Genomic DNA, 17,651 nt, shown 5'->3' on the forward strand with positions numbered 1-17,651 from the left:
GGAGAGGTCCGATCGTGTGCGGTGGATCACCGGCGGGGCCGCGGCCGGGACACGGGCGCGCGGCCCGTGGAGGGTGCCGGGCGCGGCCCCGCCGGTGCTGGGGTCAGGAGGCCGAGCCGCCGCTGCGGCGGCGCAGGCCGAGGACGCCGACGGCGGTGCCGATCACGCCGACCACGATGCCGACGACCCCGAGCACCCGGGCGGTGGAGTCACTGGCCTTGTCGTCGGCCGGGGCGGCCGCGGTGGTCGCGTCGCCGTGGCCGTCGCCGTGGCCGCCGGCGGCCGACGGGGAGGCGGTGGCGGTCACCCCGGAGGCCTCGCCGGCGGGGGCCTTGGTCAGCTTCAGCACCGGGGCGGGCTTGGCCGGCTCCGGCTGGCCGTCCTTGGCCTCGTCGATCCACCGGACGACGTCGCCGTTCTCGTAGCTCTGCAGCGTCTTGAAGACCAGGGAGTCGGCGTCGGTCGGCAGCGGGCCGAGCGAGACGCGGAACTCCTGGAACTGGCCGGGGGCGATCTTCACCCCGGCGTCGGCGGTCCAGGTGATCTTGGAGACGGCCTCGTTGACGTCGTTGCCGTGCACCTTGAGCGGCTTGTCCAGCTTGGCCTTCTCGACGGTGACGGTCCAGCCCGGCAGCGGCTGGGTGCGGACCGACGCCAGCGGGTGGTCGACCGGGAGGTTGACCTCCAGCTTCACGGTGCCGGCGGCGTCGTTCTCGTTCGGGACGCGGAAGTCGACGGCGGTGTAGCCGCCCTGGTCGGCGCTGCCCGGGTTCACGGTGACGTGCGCGGAGGCGGGGCCGGCCAGGGCCACCACGGCGGCGGCTGCGGCGAGGGCGACGGTGGCGGTGCGGCGGGGGGAAAGGGAACGCATGGGGTTCGTGGCTCCGTTCGGAGGCTCGGCGGGCAGGCCCGCTCCCGGGCACGGGAGGACCCGTGCCGCGGCGGGGCCGTGCGGCGGGGGGACGAGGTGGGGGAGGCCGCAGGACCGCACGAGTGGGCGGGTACGGCACGGCTGCCGCGTACACCCGTCCGCCGTCGGGCCGGAACCGGTGGGGGGCACCGGGGGACACCGGGGGGCGGGTCAGTACGCGAGGGCCCCGAGCGGCGGACCGCGTCGCACCACGCTGTGCCGCAGCGCGGCACCGGCCGGCAGCGGATCGTCCCCGCCCGGGCCGGCGGGCCGGCGGACCGGGCCGGCGGGCAGGCCGAACAGACCGCGCAGCAGCACCGCGGCCAGGGCGCACGCGGTGCGCAGCGGCTCCGCCGCGCGGGCCCGCGCGGCCGACGCGGCGATCCGCACCAGCCGCCAGAGCGCCGCCTCGCCGCGCCGCAGCCACCAGCCGGCCACCAGGGCCGCGGCCAGGTGGGCCGCCAGCATCGTCGGGGTCATCCCGAGCACCCCGCCCTGCCACCACGGCACGGTCGCGTACGCCTGCGGATCCAGCCCCGCGCCGGCCACCAGCTGCTCGGCGGTCGGGCTGCCGGGCAGGCCGGCCAGGGTGCCGGGCCGGGCCTCGTTGCAGATCAGCCGGCCCGCCACCTGCGGCAGGGTCAGCGGGCCGGAGCCCGGCGGACCGCCGTGGTGCGCACCGGCCGCGCCGGCGGCCGCGTGGCCGCCGAAGGAGTGGAAGAGGCAGTGCAGCCCGAACTGGCCCGCCGCCAGCGCCCCGGCGATCGCACCGAGCGAGCGCTCCCGCCCGCCGAAGGCGGCGGCGAGCACCAGGACGGCGGCGAACCCGGTCGCGAGCGCGGGAAGCGTGGGGTCCCCGCCGCCCGCCAGGGCGTGCCCGGCGGCCGCGATCAGCGTGCACACCAGGGCGAACGGGACCGCCCGGGCAAGCCGCAGGTCCCAGGCGGCGGCCCCCACCGGCGCGTCCGGTGCGAGGGCGCCCGGGTGCGGGGCGGCGGCTGGGGCAGTCATGGCCGGGCCATCATCTCATCGCCCACCCCTGCCGGACCGGCAGGGTGGGAAATCCCTACGAATGCCCCGATCGGCCCCGCGCACCACCCCGCCGGCGCGCCGCCCGGCACATGCCCGTCCCCCCGTCCATCCGCCGAACGGGCGGTAGCGGACCTCCGGCACGGTTCACCTGCGCACCGTTCGGAGATACCTCGTTATATGTGGAGCCGCAGCCAGGAGGGACCTCCCGTGGACATCTGGTGGACTCTGCACCTCAAGCGCGACCCGGCCAGCGTGCCGCTGGCCCGCCGCATACTGCTGGGCGCGATGGCGACCGCCGGCGTCGATCCGCAGATCGCCCAGGACCTCGGCGTCGCCCTCAGCGAGGCCTGCGCCAACGCCGTCGAGCACGGCGCGGGCACCCGGCCCGACGACGGCTACCAGGTCACCGCCTCGATCAGCGGCGACCTGCTGCGGATCGAGGTGACCGACTCGGGCCCCGGCCTGCCCGGCCCCGCCACCCCGGCCGCCGGCCGTCCGGCCCCCGCCCCGCCGCCGCCCGCCCGCAGGGCCGGGCGGGCGCGGCCCCGGCCCCGGCGCGGACGCGCCACCGTCCCCGCCCCGCTGCTCACCGCGCACCGCCCGCCCCTCGACGGCCGCCCGTACGACACCCACGTCCTGCCACCGGCCGCCGACCCGGCGCCGCTGTCCTACCTCCGGCCGCTGGACCTCGACACGCTCCCGGACCTCACCGCCGAATCCGGCCGCGGCCTCTTCCTCATCCACGCCCTCACCGACCACGTCCAACTCCGCAACCACCCGCTGCGCGGGGCGATCGTCAGCTTCGACAAGATCCTCAAGTGGCAGGACGACGCCCTGCTCCGCCGGGCCTCGTAGCGTCGAGTCCGGCGTTCCGCGCGGGTGCCGGGGCGATGCCCTGCTGCGTCGTGGCGTCGAGTCCGGCGTCCGGCATCGGGGGTGGGGGTGGTGGTGCCGGGGGCCGCGGGCGGTGGGGCGACGCCCTGCTCCGCCGGGCCTCGTAGCGTCGAGCCCGGCGTTCCGCGCGGGTGCCGGGGTCTGCGGGTGCCGGGGCGATGCCCTGCTGCGGCGGGCCTCGCGGGGTCGTCGGGCGGCGGCGGGGGTGAGGGTGGTGGTGCCGGGGGCCGCGGGTGGTGGGGTGATGCCTTGCTGCGGCGGGCGTCGTGGGGTCGTTGGGCGGTGTCCTGCCTGGGCGCCGGGGGTGGGCGTGGTGGCGTCGGTGCGTGGGGAAGCCCCGGGATTCGCGGGTGGCGGGGCGATGGCCTGCCGCGGCAGCGGGGGTGGTGGCGGTGTTGAGCCGCCGGTGCAGGTGGCGTTGTCGTTCAGGGCGGGAACGCGGCGTCCCGCCCGCACTGGTGTGCGCGGGCGGGACGGGGCGGGTGGGGCGGTGGGTCAGCCGCGGGCGGCCTTGCGGCGGCGGGCGGTGAACACGGAACCGGCTCCGAGGGTGATCGCGGCGGCGCCGGTGAGGGCGAGCGGCGCGGTGGAGCCCGTGCCGGTCTCGGCGAGGCGGGCGGAGGTCGGGAGGATCCCGGTCGAGCCGCCGGTGCCGGTGGTGGTGCCGCCGCCGGTGGTGCCGGCCGGGATGGCGGCGCTCGGCGAGGACGAGGCGGACGGGCTCGCGCTCGTGCCGGGCGTCCCGGTGGCCGACGGCGTTTCCGACGGGGTGGCCGTCGGCGATCCGCTCGCCGTCGGGGTGGCGGTGGGGGCCGTGTCGGAGACGGTGAGCTTGCCCGTGTAGGAGGCCGTCATCCGGTGGCAGACGTCCTCGCCCTTGCCCGAGCCGGCCGGGAGCGCCTCCGAGGCGCCCTTGAGGGAGATCGAGTAGTTCCCGAGGACGGACGCCGCGTCGGCGGAGATCCGTAGGCCGACGGTGAAGTGCTCGTTCGGGGGGATCGGGAAGGAGCCGATGGACAACGGCTCGCCGGCGTTCTGCTCCACCGGCTTGAAGGGGCCGGCCTGCGTCTGCACCAGGGTCTTGAGCGGGGCGGAACCCTGCGGGCCCTGGATCAGCAGGGTGATCCGGTAGTCCTTCACCGGCAGGCTGCCGGTGTTGTTGACGGTGACGAAGATGTCCTGCGCCGCACCGCCCTTGACGACGGTGGCCGTCGTGCCCGGGTACGCGTAGAGGGGCAGGGCGAGGTCACGCTGCGGCGTGCACTCGGCGGGCGTGGTGGGGAGGCCGGTCGGCGTGCCGGTGGCCGTCGCGGTCGGGGTCGGCTCGGCGGTCGCGGTCGCAGTCGCGGTGGCGGTCGGCTCGGCGGTCGCGGTCGCGGTGGGCTCGGCGGTCGCAGTCGCGGTCGGTTCCGCGGTCGCCGTCGGCTCGGCCGTGGCGGACGGGGTCGGTTCCGCCGTGGCGGTCGGTTCTGCCGTCGTGGCCTCGGACGACGCGGTCGTCGGGGAGGCCGGGACGGTGACCGCTCCGGCGGTGGCCGCGCCGGCCGTCGCGCCCAGCGAGAGCGCGACCAGCGTGGCGGCGGTCAGGAGTCGGGAAGAGCTCAAGTGAGTGCTCCTGTTTCGGAGGATCTGGATCACGGACCCGGACGCTGACCGGTCCGGGCGGTGGGTCAGCCGCGGGCGGCCTTGCGGCGGCGGGCGATCAGCAGGGCGCCGGCGCCGAGCAGGACGGCGACGCCGCCGGTGATGGCGAGCGGCACGGTGGAGCCGTTCGCACCGGTGCTGGCGAGGTGACCGCCGTTCGCGCCGGTGCCGCCGGTGGTGCCGGCCGGCTGGGTGACGGTCGGGGACGGCGAGGTGCTCGCGGTGGCCGTGGCGGTGGCGGAGGCGCTCGCGGTGGTGCTCGCGGTGGCGGTGGCCGTCGGCGCCTTGGTCGCGGTGGAGCTCGGCGCGGTGGTGGCCGAGGGCGACGCGGTGGGCTTCTCGACGGCCTTGATGCTGGACGAGTACGAGCCGACCAGCCGGTTGCAGGTGTACTTGACGTTCTCCGGGCCCACCCCGTACGGGAGCACCTCGGAGGCGCCGTTGAGGTCGAGGCGGAACTCCTGCCACGGCGAGTAGTCGACGGTGAGCCGGATCTTCGTGACGATCGTCTCGTTCGGCTTGACCTGGAAGGTGCCGAGCTCCACCGAGCCGTGGTCGGTGGTCGCGTTGGCCGGCTTCCACTCGCCGTTCTGGACCTTCACCTCGGACTTGGGCCTCCAGAGGCTCTTGTTCGAGTCGATCCGGTAGGTGAGCTTGAAGTCCGTCAGCGTGGTCGAGCTGGTGTTCTGGAAGGAGACGGCGATCTCCTGCGCCGTGCCGTCCTTGACGATCACGAAGTCGGCGGGGCTGACCTGCACCGGCATCTTGACGTCGCGCTGGGACGTGCAGCCCTCGGGCAGGGTCGCCGTGGCCGAGGGGGTCGCGGTCGGGGCGGGCGTGCCGGTGGCCGTCGGCCCGGTGGTCGCGGACGGGGTTCCGGTCGCCTCGGCGGTGGCCGACGGAGCCGCGGTCGGCTCGGCGGTCGCGGTGGCCGAGGGGGCGGCGGTCGGGTCCGCGGCGAAGGCGCCGGTGGTGCCGGCCACGGTCATCCCGGTGGTCAGGACGAGCAGGGCGGCGGTGGCGGTCAGTCGGGAGGTGCGCACGATCACGGCTCCGGCGTTCGATGGTGACGGCTGCTTGGTGGTTACTACGTTGAGGTGACGTGCGAGGGGTGCGGTCGGTTGTACGCGATCCTCGTATTTCTTTTCGGCCATCGATCAGTTGTGCGCGCCGGCCTTGCGGCGGCGCAGCACGAGGAGCGTCCCGGCACCGGCCGCGAGCACCGCCGCGCCGGCGACGGCGATCGGCAGGGTGGAGGAGTCGGAGCCGGTCTCGGCCAGGTGCGGGCCGTTCGCCGCGGACGGCGAGGCGGTGCCGGCCGGCTTGGCGGAGGCCGGGGCGGCGGGCTTGGCGGCGGCGGACGCGGTGCTCGCGGCGCCGGCCCCGGTCAGCTTGAACTCGCCCTCGTAGAGGTTGATGTACTGCGTGCAGCCCTTCGGGTCGGGCTTGGCGGGGTGGGGCAGCAGGGCGTTGTCCATGGCCGTGTCGCCGCCGCCGAAGTTGCCCGAGTACATGGCGAGCGGCGCCTTGGCGGTCGGCGTGATGCGGAACCGGAGGGTGAGCTTCTCGCCCTTGCCGAGCCGGAAGGTGCCGGTGTCGAGGTACCAGTCGTTCAGCTCGACGGACTTCCAGTCCTGACCGGGTGCGTGGAACTGGACGGTGAAGAAGTCCTTGTCCCACGCGTGGCTGTCGACGCCGTCCTCCCGGTCGAACAGGGTCAGGTAGAGGTAGGTATGGAACTTCGTCAGCTCGACCCCGCTGAGGTTCTCCCAGGTCACGGAGGTCTCCTGGGTCGCGCCGGGGGCGAGGGTGGTGTTCCACAGGCCGGTGCCGGTGACCTTCAGCCACTCCTCGCCCTGGGACACGCCGCCCGAGCAGGCTAGGCCCGGTGCGGTGGTGGGGAGCAGGGTCGGCGGCACCGTGGGCCGGTGCGTCGGGGTCGCCGAGGGCGTGGCCGTGGCGCTCGGCGAGGCGCTCGGGGAGGCGCTCGCCGAGGGGGTCCCCGTGGTGCTCGGGGTCGCGGTGGCGGTGGCGGTGGCCGTGGCCGTGGGGCCGGCCGTGCCGGTGGCGGTACCGGTGGCCGTCGGGGTGGGGGAGACGGCGACGGCGCCGGCGACGGCCGTGCCGGCCGTCGCGCCGAGGGTGAGCGCGAGCAGCGTGGACGCGGCCAGGAGGCGGGAAGTGCGCACGATCGTGGCTCCAGCGTTTTGGGTGAAATCTGTCCGGAATGTGACGACTTGACGGCCGATAATGATCACCGGCGGTGTCGCAGGAGCGGCACCCTATCGAGGGGGGGCGTGCCGGGTTCCGCGGGGGTGGCCGGAAAGCATCGCCGACGGGCCGGGCGGCCGAGGAGCTCCGCCCGGTTCCGGTGGTGGACCCGGCCGGGGCCCGGCGCGAGGGTGGAGGCATGACCGCCGACGCGAACTCCAGCCCGAATCCCGACCAGTTGTCCGACACCTGCGCCCCGCCGTACGGCGGTGGCGACCCGTACGCCGACTACCGCGCCGCCGAGTTCCCGTTCACCGCCCTGACTGACCTCGCCGACCGCCGGCTGGGCGGCGCCGTCGTCGCCGCCAACGACGAGCTGTTCGCCGACCGGGAGAACCTGCTGCTGCCCGGGCCGGCCGTGTTCCGCCCGCACACCTTCGGCAACAAGGGCCAGCTCATGGACGGTTGGGAGACCAGGCGGCGGCGCGGCGCCGACGCCGACCACCCGCACCCGGCCGACGGCGACCACGACTGGGCGCTGGTCCGGCTGGGCGTGCCGGGCATCGTGCACGGCGTCGTCGTCGACACCGCGCACTTCCGGGGCAACCACCCGCGGCGGATCGCCGTCGAGGGCGCCGAACTCCCCGGCACCCCGGGCCCGGAGGACCTGCTGGCCCCGGGGACCGTCTGGCACCCGCTGGTCCCCCGCTCCCCGGTGCGCGGCCACGCCGCCAACGGCTTCGCGGTCGGCGACCGCCACCGGATCACCCACCTGCGTCTCAGCCAGTACCCCGACGGCGGCATCGCGCGCTTCCGGGTGCACGGCGAGGCCCGGCCGGACCCCGGCTGGCTGGCCGCGCTCGGCACCTTCGACCTGGCGGCGGCCGAGAACGGCGGCGCCGTCGAGGACGCCTCGGACCGCTTCTACTCCGCCCCGGTCGGCCTCGTCCTGCCCGGCCGGTCCCGGGCGATGGGGGACGGCTGGGAGAACCGCCGGCGCCGCGACGCCGGCCACGACTGGGTCCGGCTGCGGCTGGCCGGGCGGGGCGCGGTGCGGGCGGTGGAGATCGACACCGGCTACTACGTCGGCAACGCCGCGGGCTGGGCGGCGCTGTCCGGCCGGGACGCGCTGGGCGCGGACCCCGGGGAGTGGTTCGCGCTGGTGCCGCGCACCCGGCTGCAGCCGGACGCCGTGCACCGCCTGGTGATCGACGCGCCGCGCCCGGCCACCCACGTCCGGCTGGACGTCTTCCCGGACGGCGGGATCGCCCGGCTGCGGCTCTGGGGCGGGCTGGTCTGACCACCTCCGCCGGGCCCGGCCCCGCTTGCCGGGCCCGGCGGACCGCCGGACGATGGGGGCATGATGCACCGGATGCGTGCCGAGTACGCGCCCGGCGGCGCGCCCGCCGGGGTGCGGTTGTGGCACATGGTCCGCGGCGGCGGGAGCGTGGCGATGTGCGGCCGGGAGCTGGACCCGCGGGCGCCCGCCCGGGAGGCGGTGGACTGGGGGCGCGCCCCCGAGCTCTGCTGCCACACCTGCGGGGCCTACCTGCTGCGCGAGGCCCCCTGGCTGGCCGACGAGCACCGGCCGCGCCCGCCCGGCGAGCAGCGGGAGACGGCCTGGCCGACCGGCTGAACGCCGCACCGGTGATGCGGTGAACGGCTTGCGCGTGGCCGGGGCTACCGTGGTCGCCATGGAGGAATCCCCGGTCCGGCCGCGGTCGTTGACCCGTGAGGCCGCCGCGCTGCGCGCGGGCGTACCCGCCCTGGCCGTCCACGTCGACCGGCTCTGCGCCCGGATCGAGCAGGTGGACCCGCTGATCCACGCCTTCGTGCCGGAACCCGGCCGGGCCGACCGGCTGCACGCCGAGGCCCGGGCGCTCGCCGCCCGGCACCCCGATCCGGCGCAGGCGCCGCCGCTGTACGGGGTGGCCGTCGGGGTCAAGGACATCGTGCACGTGGACGGCCTGCCCACGCACGCCGGCTCGGCGCTGCCGCCGGGCGTCCTGGCCGGTCCGCAGGCCGCCCTGGTGGACCGGCTGCGGGCGGCCGGCGCGCTGGTCGCGGGCAAGACGGTGACCGCCGAGTTCGCAGGCGGCGCCCCGGGCCCGACCCGCAACCCGCACCATCCGGGCCACACCCCGGGCGGCTCCAGCAGCGGCTCGGCGGCGGCGGTCGCGGCCGGGCTGGTGCCGCTGGCGGTCGGCACCCAGACGGTCGGCTCGGTCGTCCGCCCGGCCGCCTACTGCGGTGTGGTGGGCTTCCGGCCGACGCACGGGCGGATTCCGGCGGCGGGCGTGATCCCGAACGCGCCGAGCCTCGACACCCCGGGCGTCTTCACCGCCGACCTCGCGGGCGTCGCGCTGGCCGCCCCGCTGCTCTGCGACGACTGGGAGACCGGGCCCCGGTGCACCGGGGACGACGACGTGCCGGTGCTCGGCGTCCCGGTCGGCCCGTACCTGGAGCGGGCCCGCCCGGAGGCGCTGCGGGCCTTCCGGCGGCAGCTGGAGCTGCTGTCCGTCCGCGGCCTGACGGTGCGTCAACTGGACCTGCTGCCGGACTTCGACGAGCTGGAGCGGCAGTTGCAGGCGATCAACCGGTTCGAGATGGCGGCCTCGCACGCCGAGTGGTTCGACCGCTTCGGGGCCCTCTACCGGCCGGAGACGGTGGCGGGGATCCGGCAGGGGCGCACCGTCACCCCGGCCGCCTACCGGGCGGCGCTGCGGGCCCGCGAGGACTTCCGCGCGCGGCTCGCCGGGCAGCGCCGGCGGGCCGGGGTGGACGTGCTGCTGGCCCCCTCGGCGACCGGCCCGGCCCCGTCCGGGCTGGGCAGCACCGGCAGCGCCGTGATGTCGCTGCCGTGGAGCCTCGCCGGGCTGCCCGCGCTGAGCCTGCCCGCCGGGGTGACGGAGCAGGGCCTCCCGCTGGGCCTGCAACTGGTCGGCGAGGCCGGGGCGGACGAACGGCTGCTGGCCCGGGCGGCGGTCCTGGAACGGGTGCTGGACGCCGCCTGAGCGCGCCGGTTCAGGCGGTCCGCAGCGCGGGGGTGTCCGGGTCGACGGCGTCCGAGCGCAGCCGGCGCAGCGCGGCGCGGTGGGCGCGTTCGTACGGGGTGTCCTCGTCGAACAGCAGGGCCTGCGGATTGGCGTTCTCCAGCAGGGCGATCAGCGTGAAGGCGATGTCCTCCGGGTCGGCGTCGGCGCGCAGTTCGCCGGTGCCGAGGGCCCCGGTCACCAGGGCGAGGACGGTGGCGTGCCACTCCCGCCAGTTGGCCGCGAGGGCGTCGCGCACCGGGCCGGGGCGGGCGTCGTACTCGGCGTTGACCTCGTAGAAGAAGCAGCCGCCGGGGAAGACCCGGGCGCGCGAGTAGGCCAGCCAGGACTCGCAGAGCAGGCGGAGCTTGCGCAGGCCGGGGGGCTCGTCGGCGATCGGGGCGAGCACCGCGTCGGAGAAGATCCGCCGGGCCGCCCGGACGGTGGCGAGCTGGAGCTCCTCCTTGGAGCCGAAGCCGGCGAAGACCCCGCTCTTGCTGAGGCCGAGGTCGGTGGCGAGCCGGCCGATCGACAGGGCGTCCAGGCCCTCGACGGAGGCGATCTCGACGGCCCTGCGCAGGACCGTCCGGCGGGTCTCCTCGCCGCGCAGGACCCGTCCGTCCGTGGTCGCTCCGGCCACCGCTCTCACCCCAGTCCTCCGGCATGTCCGTGCCGCCAGGGTAGCGGGGCGGGCCGGTGGGCAGAAAATTGAACGAACGGTCGTGCTAACATCTCGTCCCGTTCGGCTCTTGCCCCTCGGCACCCACAGGGAGTCCCGCATGGACCCGGCCGTCGCACTGATCCGCACCACCCTGAACGCCACCTCGCTGGCCGCCCCCGGTCTGGCCGGCCGGGCCGCGTACGAGCTCTACCGCCACCCCCTGCGGCGCGGCCGCGTCCGCACCCGCGAGCGCGCGGTGCACGACCGGGCCGACACCCGGACGCTGCGCCACCGCGGCGAGCAGGTGGTCGTCCACCGCTGGGGCGACGGCACCCGGCCCGTGCTGCTGATGCACGGCTGGCAGTCCCGGGCCTCGCGCTTCGCGGACTTCGTGCCCCGGCTGCGCGGGCTCGGCCTCACCGCCGTCGGCTACGACGCCCCCGGGCACGGCGACTCCGGCGGCCGCACCGCCACCGTGCTGGACCACCGCGCCATCGCGCTGCGGCTGCAGGAGGAGTACGGCGCCTTCGAGGCGGTGATCGCCCACTCGCTGGGCGTCAACGCGGCCTTCCTGGCGCTGCGCGAAGGGCTGCGGGCCGGGCGGCTGGCCGCGGTGGCCGGGGTCGCCGAGGTCTCCTGGATGCCCGCCGGTTTCTGCGCCATGCTCGGCCTGAACGCCACCGTGGAGCGGGAGTTGCGGCGCCGGGTGGAGGGCGGCGCGATGTTCCCCGGGATCGCCGACGTCCGGGCGCACTTCGACGCCACCCGCAGCCCCGAGGAGATCGGCCTGCCGATCCTGGTGGCGCACGACGAGGACGACGACGTCGTCCCGTTCACCCAGGCCGGCCGGCTGCGGGCCGCCTACGGGGACCGGCTGGAACTGCTGGTCACCCGGGGGCTGGGCCACCGGCGGATCCTCACCGAGCCGACCGTGATCGACAACGTGATCGGCTTCCTGTCCGCCGGGGCGCCGGCGGCCGCGGCGACGGAGCCGGGTGCGGCATGATCCTGCTCGAACTGCACAGCCGGTCCCTGGAGTTGGCCGCCGCGGTGGTGGACACCGTGCAGCCGGAGCAACTGGTGCTGGCGACGCCCTGCGCAGGCCGGCCGCTGCGGTGGCTGCTGGAGCACATGGTCGGGCGGCACCTGGGGCTCGCCGCCGCGGCGGCCGGGGCCGGGCCGGACCCCGCGCTCTGGCGCGACGTCCCGGTGCACGGCGACCCGGCCGGCGCGTTCCGGCACTCCGCCGCGCGGCTGACCGTCGCCCTCGCCGCCGCCGCACCGCACGCCGCGCCGCTGCGGCTTCCGGACGTCGACGGCGGCGCGCCGCTCCCGTTCGACCGGGCGGTCGGCCTCCAGCTGCGGGACACGCTGGTGCACGCCTGGGACGTGGCGGCGGCCCTGGGCTCGCCGGCCCGGCTGATCGCCGCCGTGGAGGGCGAACCGCCGCTCGCCGCGGCACTGCTCGCGGCGGCGGACCGGCCGCCGGGCCGGGCCCCGGCCGTACGGCGGCCGGGGGCAGGGGCGGCCGGGCCGTTCGCGCGGACGCTCGCCCTGCTGGGCCGCGACACGGCCTGGGCACTCCCGGCGCGCTGACCGGCCGGCGCACCGGCGCACCGCCCCGCCGGCGCGCCGACCCGCTACCGGTCGTCGCGTCGCTCGTCGGGGAAGCGCGGCCCGCCGATGAAGAAGAGCAGCGCGGCGGTCGGGAAGCCGAACGAGGCGGCCGTCACCACGATGAACTGCCAGAACATCCCGTCGCTCCTCACACTCGGCCGGAACGTCCCCCGTGGTCCGACGGTAGGGCCGGATCCCCCGCCCTGCCACCGGAACGCCTCCGCCGCCCGGAGCGCCGCGGGGGCGGCGTTCGGGCGGCGGAGGGCGTCGCGGGTGCGCGACCGGTCACCGGTCCGTGGCCGGATCAGTGGCCGTCGGCGGGGATGGTGCCGAGGCGGCCGGCCTGGAAGTCCTCCATGGCCTGCTGGAGTTCGCGGTGGCTGTTCATGACGAACGGGCCGTAGTGGGCGACGGGCTCGCGGATCGGCAGGCCGCCGAGGAGGACGACCTCGAAGTTGGTGTCGCGGGAGTCCTGCTTCTCGTCGGCGCGCAGGGTGATCGAGTCGCCGTCGCCGAAGACGACGGCCTGGCCGCGGTGGAAGGGGCGGAGGTCGGTGCCGGCGGCGCCGTTGCCGGCGAGGCCGTAGGCGAGGGCGTTGAAGTCGGCGCGCCAGGGCAGGGTGATCTGGGCGCCGGGGCTGATCGACGCGTGGATCATGGTGATCGGGGTGAAGGTGGTGCCCGGGCCCTGGTGGCCGTCCAGCTCGCCGGCGATGACGCGCAGCAGCGCGCCGCCGTCCTCGGTGCTGAGCAGCTTGACGCTGCCGCCGCGGATGTCCTGGTACTTGGGGGTGATCATCTTGTCCGAGGCGGGCAGGTTCACCCACAGCTGGAGGCCGTGGAACAGGCCGCCCGACCGCACCAGCGACTCCGGCGGGGTCTCGATGTGCAGCAGACCGGAGCCGGCCGTCATCCACTGGGTGTCACCGTCGGTGATGGTGCCGCCACCGCCGTGCGAGTCCCGGTGGATGAACGTTCCGTCGATGATGTAGGTGACGGTCTCGAAGCCGCGGTGCGGGTGCCAGGGGGTGCCCTTCGGCTCCCCGGCCGCGTAATCCACCTCGCCCATCTGGTCCATCATGATGAACGGGTCGAGGTACTTCTGGTTGATCTTGGCGAAGGCGCGGCGGACGGGGAAGCCCTCGCCCTCGAAGCCCTCGGGGGCGGTGGCCACCGCGAGGACGGGCCGGGCGGCCGAGGCAGCGGGGTCGGGGGTGGTGACGCGCGGGAGGGTCAGCGGGTTGTCGACGGTCACGGCGGGCATGTCGGCCTCCTTCGGGGGTGCTCCTCTGGCCTGTGTCCACGAGATTAGTTCAATCCTCAACAAGAAGCAAGTTGAATTTTGAACCAAACCCGGACGGGACGGCCGCCGGGCGGGGGCGGGTGGGCCCCCGTCCATCGTCCGTCAGCCGTACATCCGGCGCATGGTGAAGTCGACCATCTGCTCGACCGCCTTGGCGTCGAACACCATCCGGTGCTCGCCCTCCATGTCCAGCGCGAAGCCGTAGCCGGTCGGCAGCAGGTCGAGGACCTCGGCGCCGGTGACGGTGAAGTGCTTGGAGTCCTTGCCGGCGTACCGGCGCAGCTCCTTCAGCGAGCTGAACATCGGGATGACCGGCGTCGGCGTGTTGTGCAGGGCCAGGAAGCCCGGCCGGTCGCCGCGCGGGCAGTGCACCTTGGAGGTGATGAAGATGGCCTGGAAGTCCTCCACCGCCATCGAGCCGGTGGTGAAGGCCCGGACCGCGTCCGCCAGGGATGGCGGCGACGGTTCCGGGTAGAGGGACTGCTGTGCGCTCGGCGGCTGTTCGCCGTACGGGCCGGGGCCGGGCATGCCGTTCATGCCCGGCTGCGGCCCCGCCTGCTGGTAGGGATCGCCCGGGTACGCGTTCTGGTCATAGCCGTACACACGGACAGGCTATCGGGAGCGCGGGGCCCCGCGCGGGCGTCGATCCTGACAAGAGCGGACCGTCCTGGCTTGTGGGACGTGACCACGTTCATGCGGTGATCCGCGGAGGATTCACCGGCGGGGGCTTGAAATAAGTTACCGCTGGGTAGCATCATGAGGCCTACTGGTGGGTACGGGCGCCCGAACGCGGAGGTGTCCCGGCAGCGACGAACCGGAGATAACGGCCATGGGTCACTACAAGTCCAACCTGCGCGACGTCGAGTTCAACCTCTTCGAGGTGTTCGGCCGCGAGCAGGTGTACGGCACCGGACCGTTCGCGGAGATGGACGTCGAGACCGCGAAGAACATCCTGAGCGAGATCGCGCGCCTCGCCGAGAACGACCTCGCCGCGTCCTTCGCCGACACCGACCGCAACCCCCCGGTCTTCGACCCGGAGACCAGCACCGCGCCGATCCCGGCGACCTTCAAGAAGAGCTACCAGGCCTTCATGGACGCCGAGTGGTGGCGCCTGGGCATCCCGGAGTCGATCGGCGGCCAGGTCACCCCGAACTCGCTGATCTGGGCCTTCGCGGAGCAGATCCTCGGCTCCAACCCGGCCATCTGGATGTACTCCTCCGGCCCGGCCTTCGCCGGCGTCATCGCCGAGGAGGGCACCGAGGCCCAGCTTGAGATCGCCAGGCGGATGACCGACCGCCTGTGGGGCTCCACCATGGTCCTCACCGAGCCGGACGCCGGCTCGGACGTGGGCGCCGGCCGCACCAAGGCGGTCCGGCAGGAGGACGGCTCCTGGCACATCGAGGGCGTCAAGCGCTTCATCACCTCGGGCGAGCACGACATGTCCGAGAACATCGTCCACATGGTGCTGGCCCGCCCCGAGGGCGGCAAGCCGGGCACCAAGGGCCTGGGCCTGTTCATCGTCCCCAAGTTCGACTTCGACTGGGAGACCGGCGAGCTGGGCGAGCGCAACGGCGTCTACGCCACCAACGTCGAGCACAAGATGGGCCTCAAGGCCTCGAACACCTGCGAGATGACCTTCGGCGCCAAGCACCCGGCCAAGGGCTGGCTGCTGGGCGAGAAGGTCGACGGCATCCGCCAGATGTTCAAGATCATCGAGTTCGCCCGGATGATGGTCGGCACGAAGGCCATCGCCACCCTCTCCACCGGCTACCTGAACGCGCTGGAGTACGCCAAGGAGCGCGTGCAGGGCGCCGACATCTCGCAGTTCCTGGACAAGACCGCCCCGCGCGTCACCATCACCCACCACCCGGACGTGCGCCGCTCGCTGCTGACCCAGAAGGCGTACGCCGAGGGCATGCGCGCCCTGGTGCTGTTCACCGCCTCCGTCCAGGACGACATGACCGCGGCCAAGCTGCGCGGCGAGCACGACGAGGCCGCCGAGCGCCTCAACGACCTGCTCCTGCCGATCGTCAAGGGCTACGGATCGGAGAAGTCCTACGAGCAGCTCGCGCAGTCCCTGCAGACCTTCGGCGGCTCCGGCTACCTGCAGGAGTACCCGATCGAGCAGTACATCCGGGACGCCAAGATCGACACCCTCTACGAGGGCACCACGGCCATCCAGGGCCAGGACTTCTTCTTCCGCAAGATCGTCAAGGACGGCGGCCAGGCGCTCACCGCGCTGTCCGAGCAGATCCAGAAGTTCCTCGGCTCCGCCGAGGGCGGCGACGCCCTGGCCGCCGAGCGCGCGCTGCTCGCCCAGGCCGCCGGCGACCTGGAGGCCATCGTCGGCAAGCTGCTCGCCGACCTCTCCTCGGTCGAGCAGGACGTCAAGAACATGTACAAGGTGGGCCTGAACACCACCCGCCTGCTGATGGTCTCCGGCGACGTCGTGGTCGGCTGGCTGCTGCTGCGCCAGGCCGCGGTGGCCCTGGCCAAGCTGGAGGCCGGCGCCTCCGGGAAGGACGTGCCGTTCTACCGGGGCAAGGTCGCGGCGGCCCGCTTCTTCGCGAAGAACGTGCTGCCGACCGTCGCCTCGCAGCGCCTGATCGCCGAGGGCATCGACAACGAGATCATGGAGCTGGCGGAGGAGGCGTTCTGACGCCACCCGTCCCCGCCGCCGCCCTTCACCGGGCACGCCGTGCGTGACACCGTCCTGACCGCCTGACCCCACCCTCACACCGAAGGGCCCGGTCCCGCCGACCGGGCCCTTCGGTGTGCCCGGCGCCGGTCGGGCCGGCCGGGCACCGTACCAGGGGTCCAGCGACAGTGGAGGGGGCGTCAGTTCACGTTTCTGTCTGCGTTCTGCATCCGTTGGGATGCTCCGAGTGTCATGTCCGTGTACGGGCATATGCTCAAGGTGCGAAGCCGATCCCCCATTTCGGCCTCGGCCCTCCCTCGACCCAGGAGCAGCATGTCGACCGCCGCCCGCCAGGCCTTCTTCGACCGGACGCACACCGATGACCTGATCGCCTTCCTCGGCACCTCGCCGTCGCCCTACCACGCGGTCGCGAGCGCGGCCGAGCGTCTGGAGAAAGCCGGCTTCCGGCAGGTGCTGGAAACGGACTCCTGGGACGGCGTGGCCGGCGGCCGGTACGTCGTCCGCGGCGGCGCGCTGATCGCCTGGTACGTGCCGGCCGGCGCGGGCCCGGAGACGCCGTTCCGCGTGGTCGGCACCCATACCGACTCACCCAACCTGCGGGTCAAGCCGATTCCCGACACCGGGTCGGCGGGCTGGCGGCAGGTCGCGGTGGAGATCTACGGCGGGGTGCCGCTCAACACCTGGCTCGACCGGGACCTCGGCCTCTCCGGCCGGCTCACCCTGCGCGACGGCAGCCGGCGGCTGGTCCAGCTGGACGAGCCGCTGCTGCGCGTGCCGCAGCTGGCGATCCACCTGGACCGCCAGGTCAACGACGGCATGAAGCTGGACAAGCAGCGCCACCTCACGCCGATCTGGGGCCTCGGCCCGGTCGACGAGGGCTCGCTGATCGGCTACGTCGCCCAGCGGGCGGGGGTCGACGCGGCCGACGTGAGCGGCTGGGACCTCATGACCCACGACGTCCAGCCCGCCTCCTACCTGGGCCGGGACCGCGAGCTGCTGGCCGGCCCGCGGCTGGACAACCTGCTCTCGGTGCACGCCGCCACCGCCGCGCTGGCCGCGGTGGCCGCCGCCGCCGAGGCGGACGGCGCGGCGCTGCCGTACATCCCGGTGCTGGCCGCCTTCGACCACGAGGAGACCGGCAGCGAGTCGGACACCGGCGCGCAGAGCCCGCTGCTCGGCAACGTCCTGGAGCGCAGCGTGTACGCGCGCGGCGGCGGCCTGGAGGACCGGGCCCGGGCGCTGGCCGGCACCGTCTGCCTCTCCTCGGACATGGGCCACGCCGTCCACCCGAACTACAGCGAGCGGCACGAGCCGGGCCACCACCCGATGCCCAACGGCGGGCCGATCCTCAAGGTCAACGTCAACAACCGGTACGCCACCGACGGCGTCGGCCGGGCGGTGTTCGCGGCGGCCTGCGAGAAGGCCGGCGTGCCGTGGCAGACCTTCGTCTCCAACAACGCCATGCCCTGCGGGACGACGATCGGCCCGATCACCGCGGCCCGTCTCGGCATCCAGACCGTGGACTGCGGCATCGCGGCGCTCTCCATGCACTCGGCGCGCGAGCTGTGCGGCGCGGAGGACCCGTACCTGCTGGCGAGCGCGATCAAGGCCTTCCTGGAGGGCTGAGCCCCCGGCGGGACGCGCGGGGGCCCGGCGGGTTTCACGCCCGCCGGGCCCCCGCGCCACCG

Annotated in this window: 16 protein-coding genes; 8 read left to right on the forward strand and 8 right to left on the reverse strand. The window is 74.8% G+C overall.

Going from position 1 to position 17,651, the window contains the following annotated elements:
• Positions 1-103 precede the first annotated feature (103 nt).
• Positions 104-871, reverse strand: a complete 768-nt coding sequence (locus ACFVVL_RS23920) for a YcnI family protein (RefSeq protein WP_380290499.1) — start codon at positions 869-871, stop codon at positions 104-106.
• Between the two features lie 210 nt (positions 872-1,081).
• On the reverse strand, positions 1,082-1,921 hold the full coding sequence (locus tag ACFVVL_RS23925) for a hypothetical protein (protein ID WP_380290497.1): 840 nt from the start codon (positions 1,919-1,921) through the stop codon (positions 1,082-1,084).
• Between the two features lie 228 nt (positions 1,922-2,149).
• Between ACFVVL_RS23925 and ACFVVL_RS23930 the strand changes: the two genes are divergently transcribed.
• The gene (locus ACFVVL_RS23930) at positions 2,150-2,797 is read left to right on the forward strand and encodes an ATP-binding protein (protein WP_387678405.1); all 648 of its coding nucleotides are present in this window, start codon (positions 2,150-2,152) and stop codon (positions 2,795-2,797) included.
• A 534-nt stretch (positions 2,798-3,331) separates the two neighbouring features.
• Here ACFVVL_RS23930 and ACFVVL_RS23935 read toward each other — a convergent pair.
• The 3 genes from ACFVVL_RS23935 to ACFVVL_RS23945 all read right to left on the reverse strand — a co-directional run bounded on the left by ACFVVL_RS23935 (position 3,332) and on the right by ACFVVL_RS23945 (position 6,669).
• Positions 3,332-4,441: a hypothetical protein gene (locus tag ACFVVL_RS23935; RefSeq protein WP_387678408.1), complete on the reverse strand. Its 1,110-nt coding sequence runs from the start codon at positions 4,439-4,441 to the stop codon at positions 3,332-3,334.
• A 65-nt stretch (positions 4,442-4,506) separates the two neighbouring features.
• A complete protein-coding gene (locus ACFVVL_RS23940; protein WP_387678411.1) occupies positions 4,507-5,523 on the reverse strand; it encodes an LPXTG cell wall anchor domain-containing protein in 1,017 nt (338 codons plus the stop codon).
• 114 nt (positions 5,524-5,637) lie between these two features.
• Positions 5,638-6,669: an LAETG motif-containing sortase-dependent surface protein gene (locus tag ACFVVL_RS23945; RefSeq protein ID WP_387678414.1), complete on the reverse strand. Its 1,032-nt coding sequence runs from the start codon at positions 6,667-6,669 to the stop codon at positions 5,638-5,640.
• Between the two features lie 260 nt (positions 6,670-6,929).
• On the opposite strand from ACFVVL_RS23945, the gene alc reads away from it, so the two are divergent.
• The 3 genes from alc (at position 6,930) to ACFVVL_RS23960 (ending at position 9,705) form a co-directional block, all read left to right on the forward strand.
• Positions 6,930-7,991, forward strand: a complete 1,062-nt coding sequence (gene alc / locus ACFVVL_RS23950; RefSeq protein WP_387678620.1) for an allantoicase — start codon at positions 6,930-6,932, stop codon at positions 7,989-7,991.
• A gap of 72 nt (positions 7,992-8,063) precedes the next feature.
• The gene (locus ACFVVL_RS23955) at positions 8,064-8,327 is read left to right on the forward strand and encodes a hypothetical protein (RefSeq protein WP_387678417.1); all 264 of its coding nucleotides are present in this window, start codon (positions 8,064-8,066) and stop codon (positions 8,325-8,327) included.
• A gap of 58 nt (positions 8,328-8,385) precedes the next feature.
• Positions 8,386-9,705 (forward strand): amidase, encoded by a 1,320-nt coding sequence (locus tag ACFVVL_RS23960; protein ID WP_387678420.1) that lies wholly within the window; start codon positions 8,386-8,388, stop codon positions 9,703-9,705.
• A gap of 10 nt (positions 9,706-9,715) precedes the next feature.
• Here the strand turns inward: ACFVVL_RS23960 and ACFVVL_RS23965 are convergent, their stop codons facing one another.
• Complete coding sequence (locus tag ACFVVL_RS23965; protein WP_387678423.1) at positions 9,716-10,363, reverse strand: TetR/AcrR family transcriptional regulator; 648 nt, start codon at positions 10,361-10,363, stop codon at positions 9,716-9,718.
• 139 nt (positions 10,364-10,502) lie between these two features.
• On the opposite strand from ACFVVL_RS23965, the gene ACFVVL_RS23970 reads away from it, so the two are divergent.
• On the forward strand, positions 10,503-11,390 hold the full coding sequence (locus tag ACFVVL_RS23970) for an alpha/beta fold hydrolase (protein WP_387678426.1): 888 nt from the start codon (positions 10,503-10,505) through the stop codon (positions 11,388-11,390).
• The gene (locus tag ACFVVL_RS23975; RefSeq protein WP_387678428.1) at positions 11,387-11,980 is read left to right on the forward strand and encodes a maleylpyruvate isomerase N-terminal domain-containing protein; all 594 of its coding nucleotides are present in this window, start codon (positions 11,387-11,389) and stop codon (positions 11,978-11,980) included. Before ACFVVL_RS23970 ends, ACFVVL_RS23975 begins: the two co-directional genes overlap by 4 nt.
• Positions 11,981-12,305: 325 nt before the next feature.
• Here the strand turns inward: ACFVVL_RS23975 and ACFVVL_RS23980 are convergent, their stop codons facing one another.
• Positions 12,306-13,265, reverse strand: coding sequence for a pirin family protein (locus ACFVVL_RS23980; protein WP_387678431.1), 960 nt, complete (start codon positions 13,263-13,265; stop codon positions 12,306-12,308).
• A gap of 141 nt (positions 13,266-13,406) precedes the next feature.
• Positions 13,407-13,907: an SseB family protein gene (locus ACFVVL_RS23985; RefSeq protein ID WP_380290475.1), complete on the reverse strand. Its 501-nt coding sequence runs from the start codon at positions 13,905-13,907 to the stop codon at positions 13,407-13,409.
• Between the two features lie 226 nt (positions 13,908-14,133).
• Here ACFVVL_RS23985 and ACFVVL_RS23990 point away from each other — a divergent pair, with 226 nt between their 5' ends.
• On the forward strand, positions 14,134-15,963 hold the full coding sequence (locus ACFVVL_RS23990; RefSeq protein ID WP_380290473.1) for an acyl-CoA dehydrogenase: 1,830 nt from the start codon (positions 14,134-14,136) through the stop codon (positions 15,961-15,963).
• Positions 15,964-16,275: 312 nt separating this feature from the next.
• Complete coding sequence (locus ACFVVL_RS23995; RefSeq protein ID WP_387678435.1) at positions 16,276-17,589, forward strand: M18 family aminopeptidase; 1,314 nt, start codon at positions 16,276-16,278, stop codon at positions 17,587-17,589.
• Positions 17,590-17,651 lie beyond the last annotated feature (62 nt).

It is taken from the genome of Kitasatospora sp. NPDC058115 (genome assembly GCF_042884635.1).
GTDB lineage: Bacteria > Actinomycetota > Actinomycetes > Streptomycetales > Streptomycetaceae > Kitasatospora.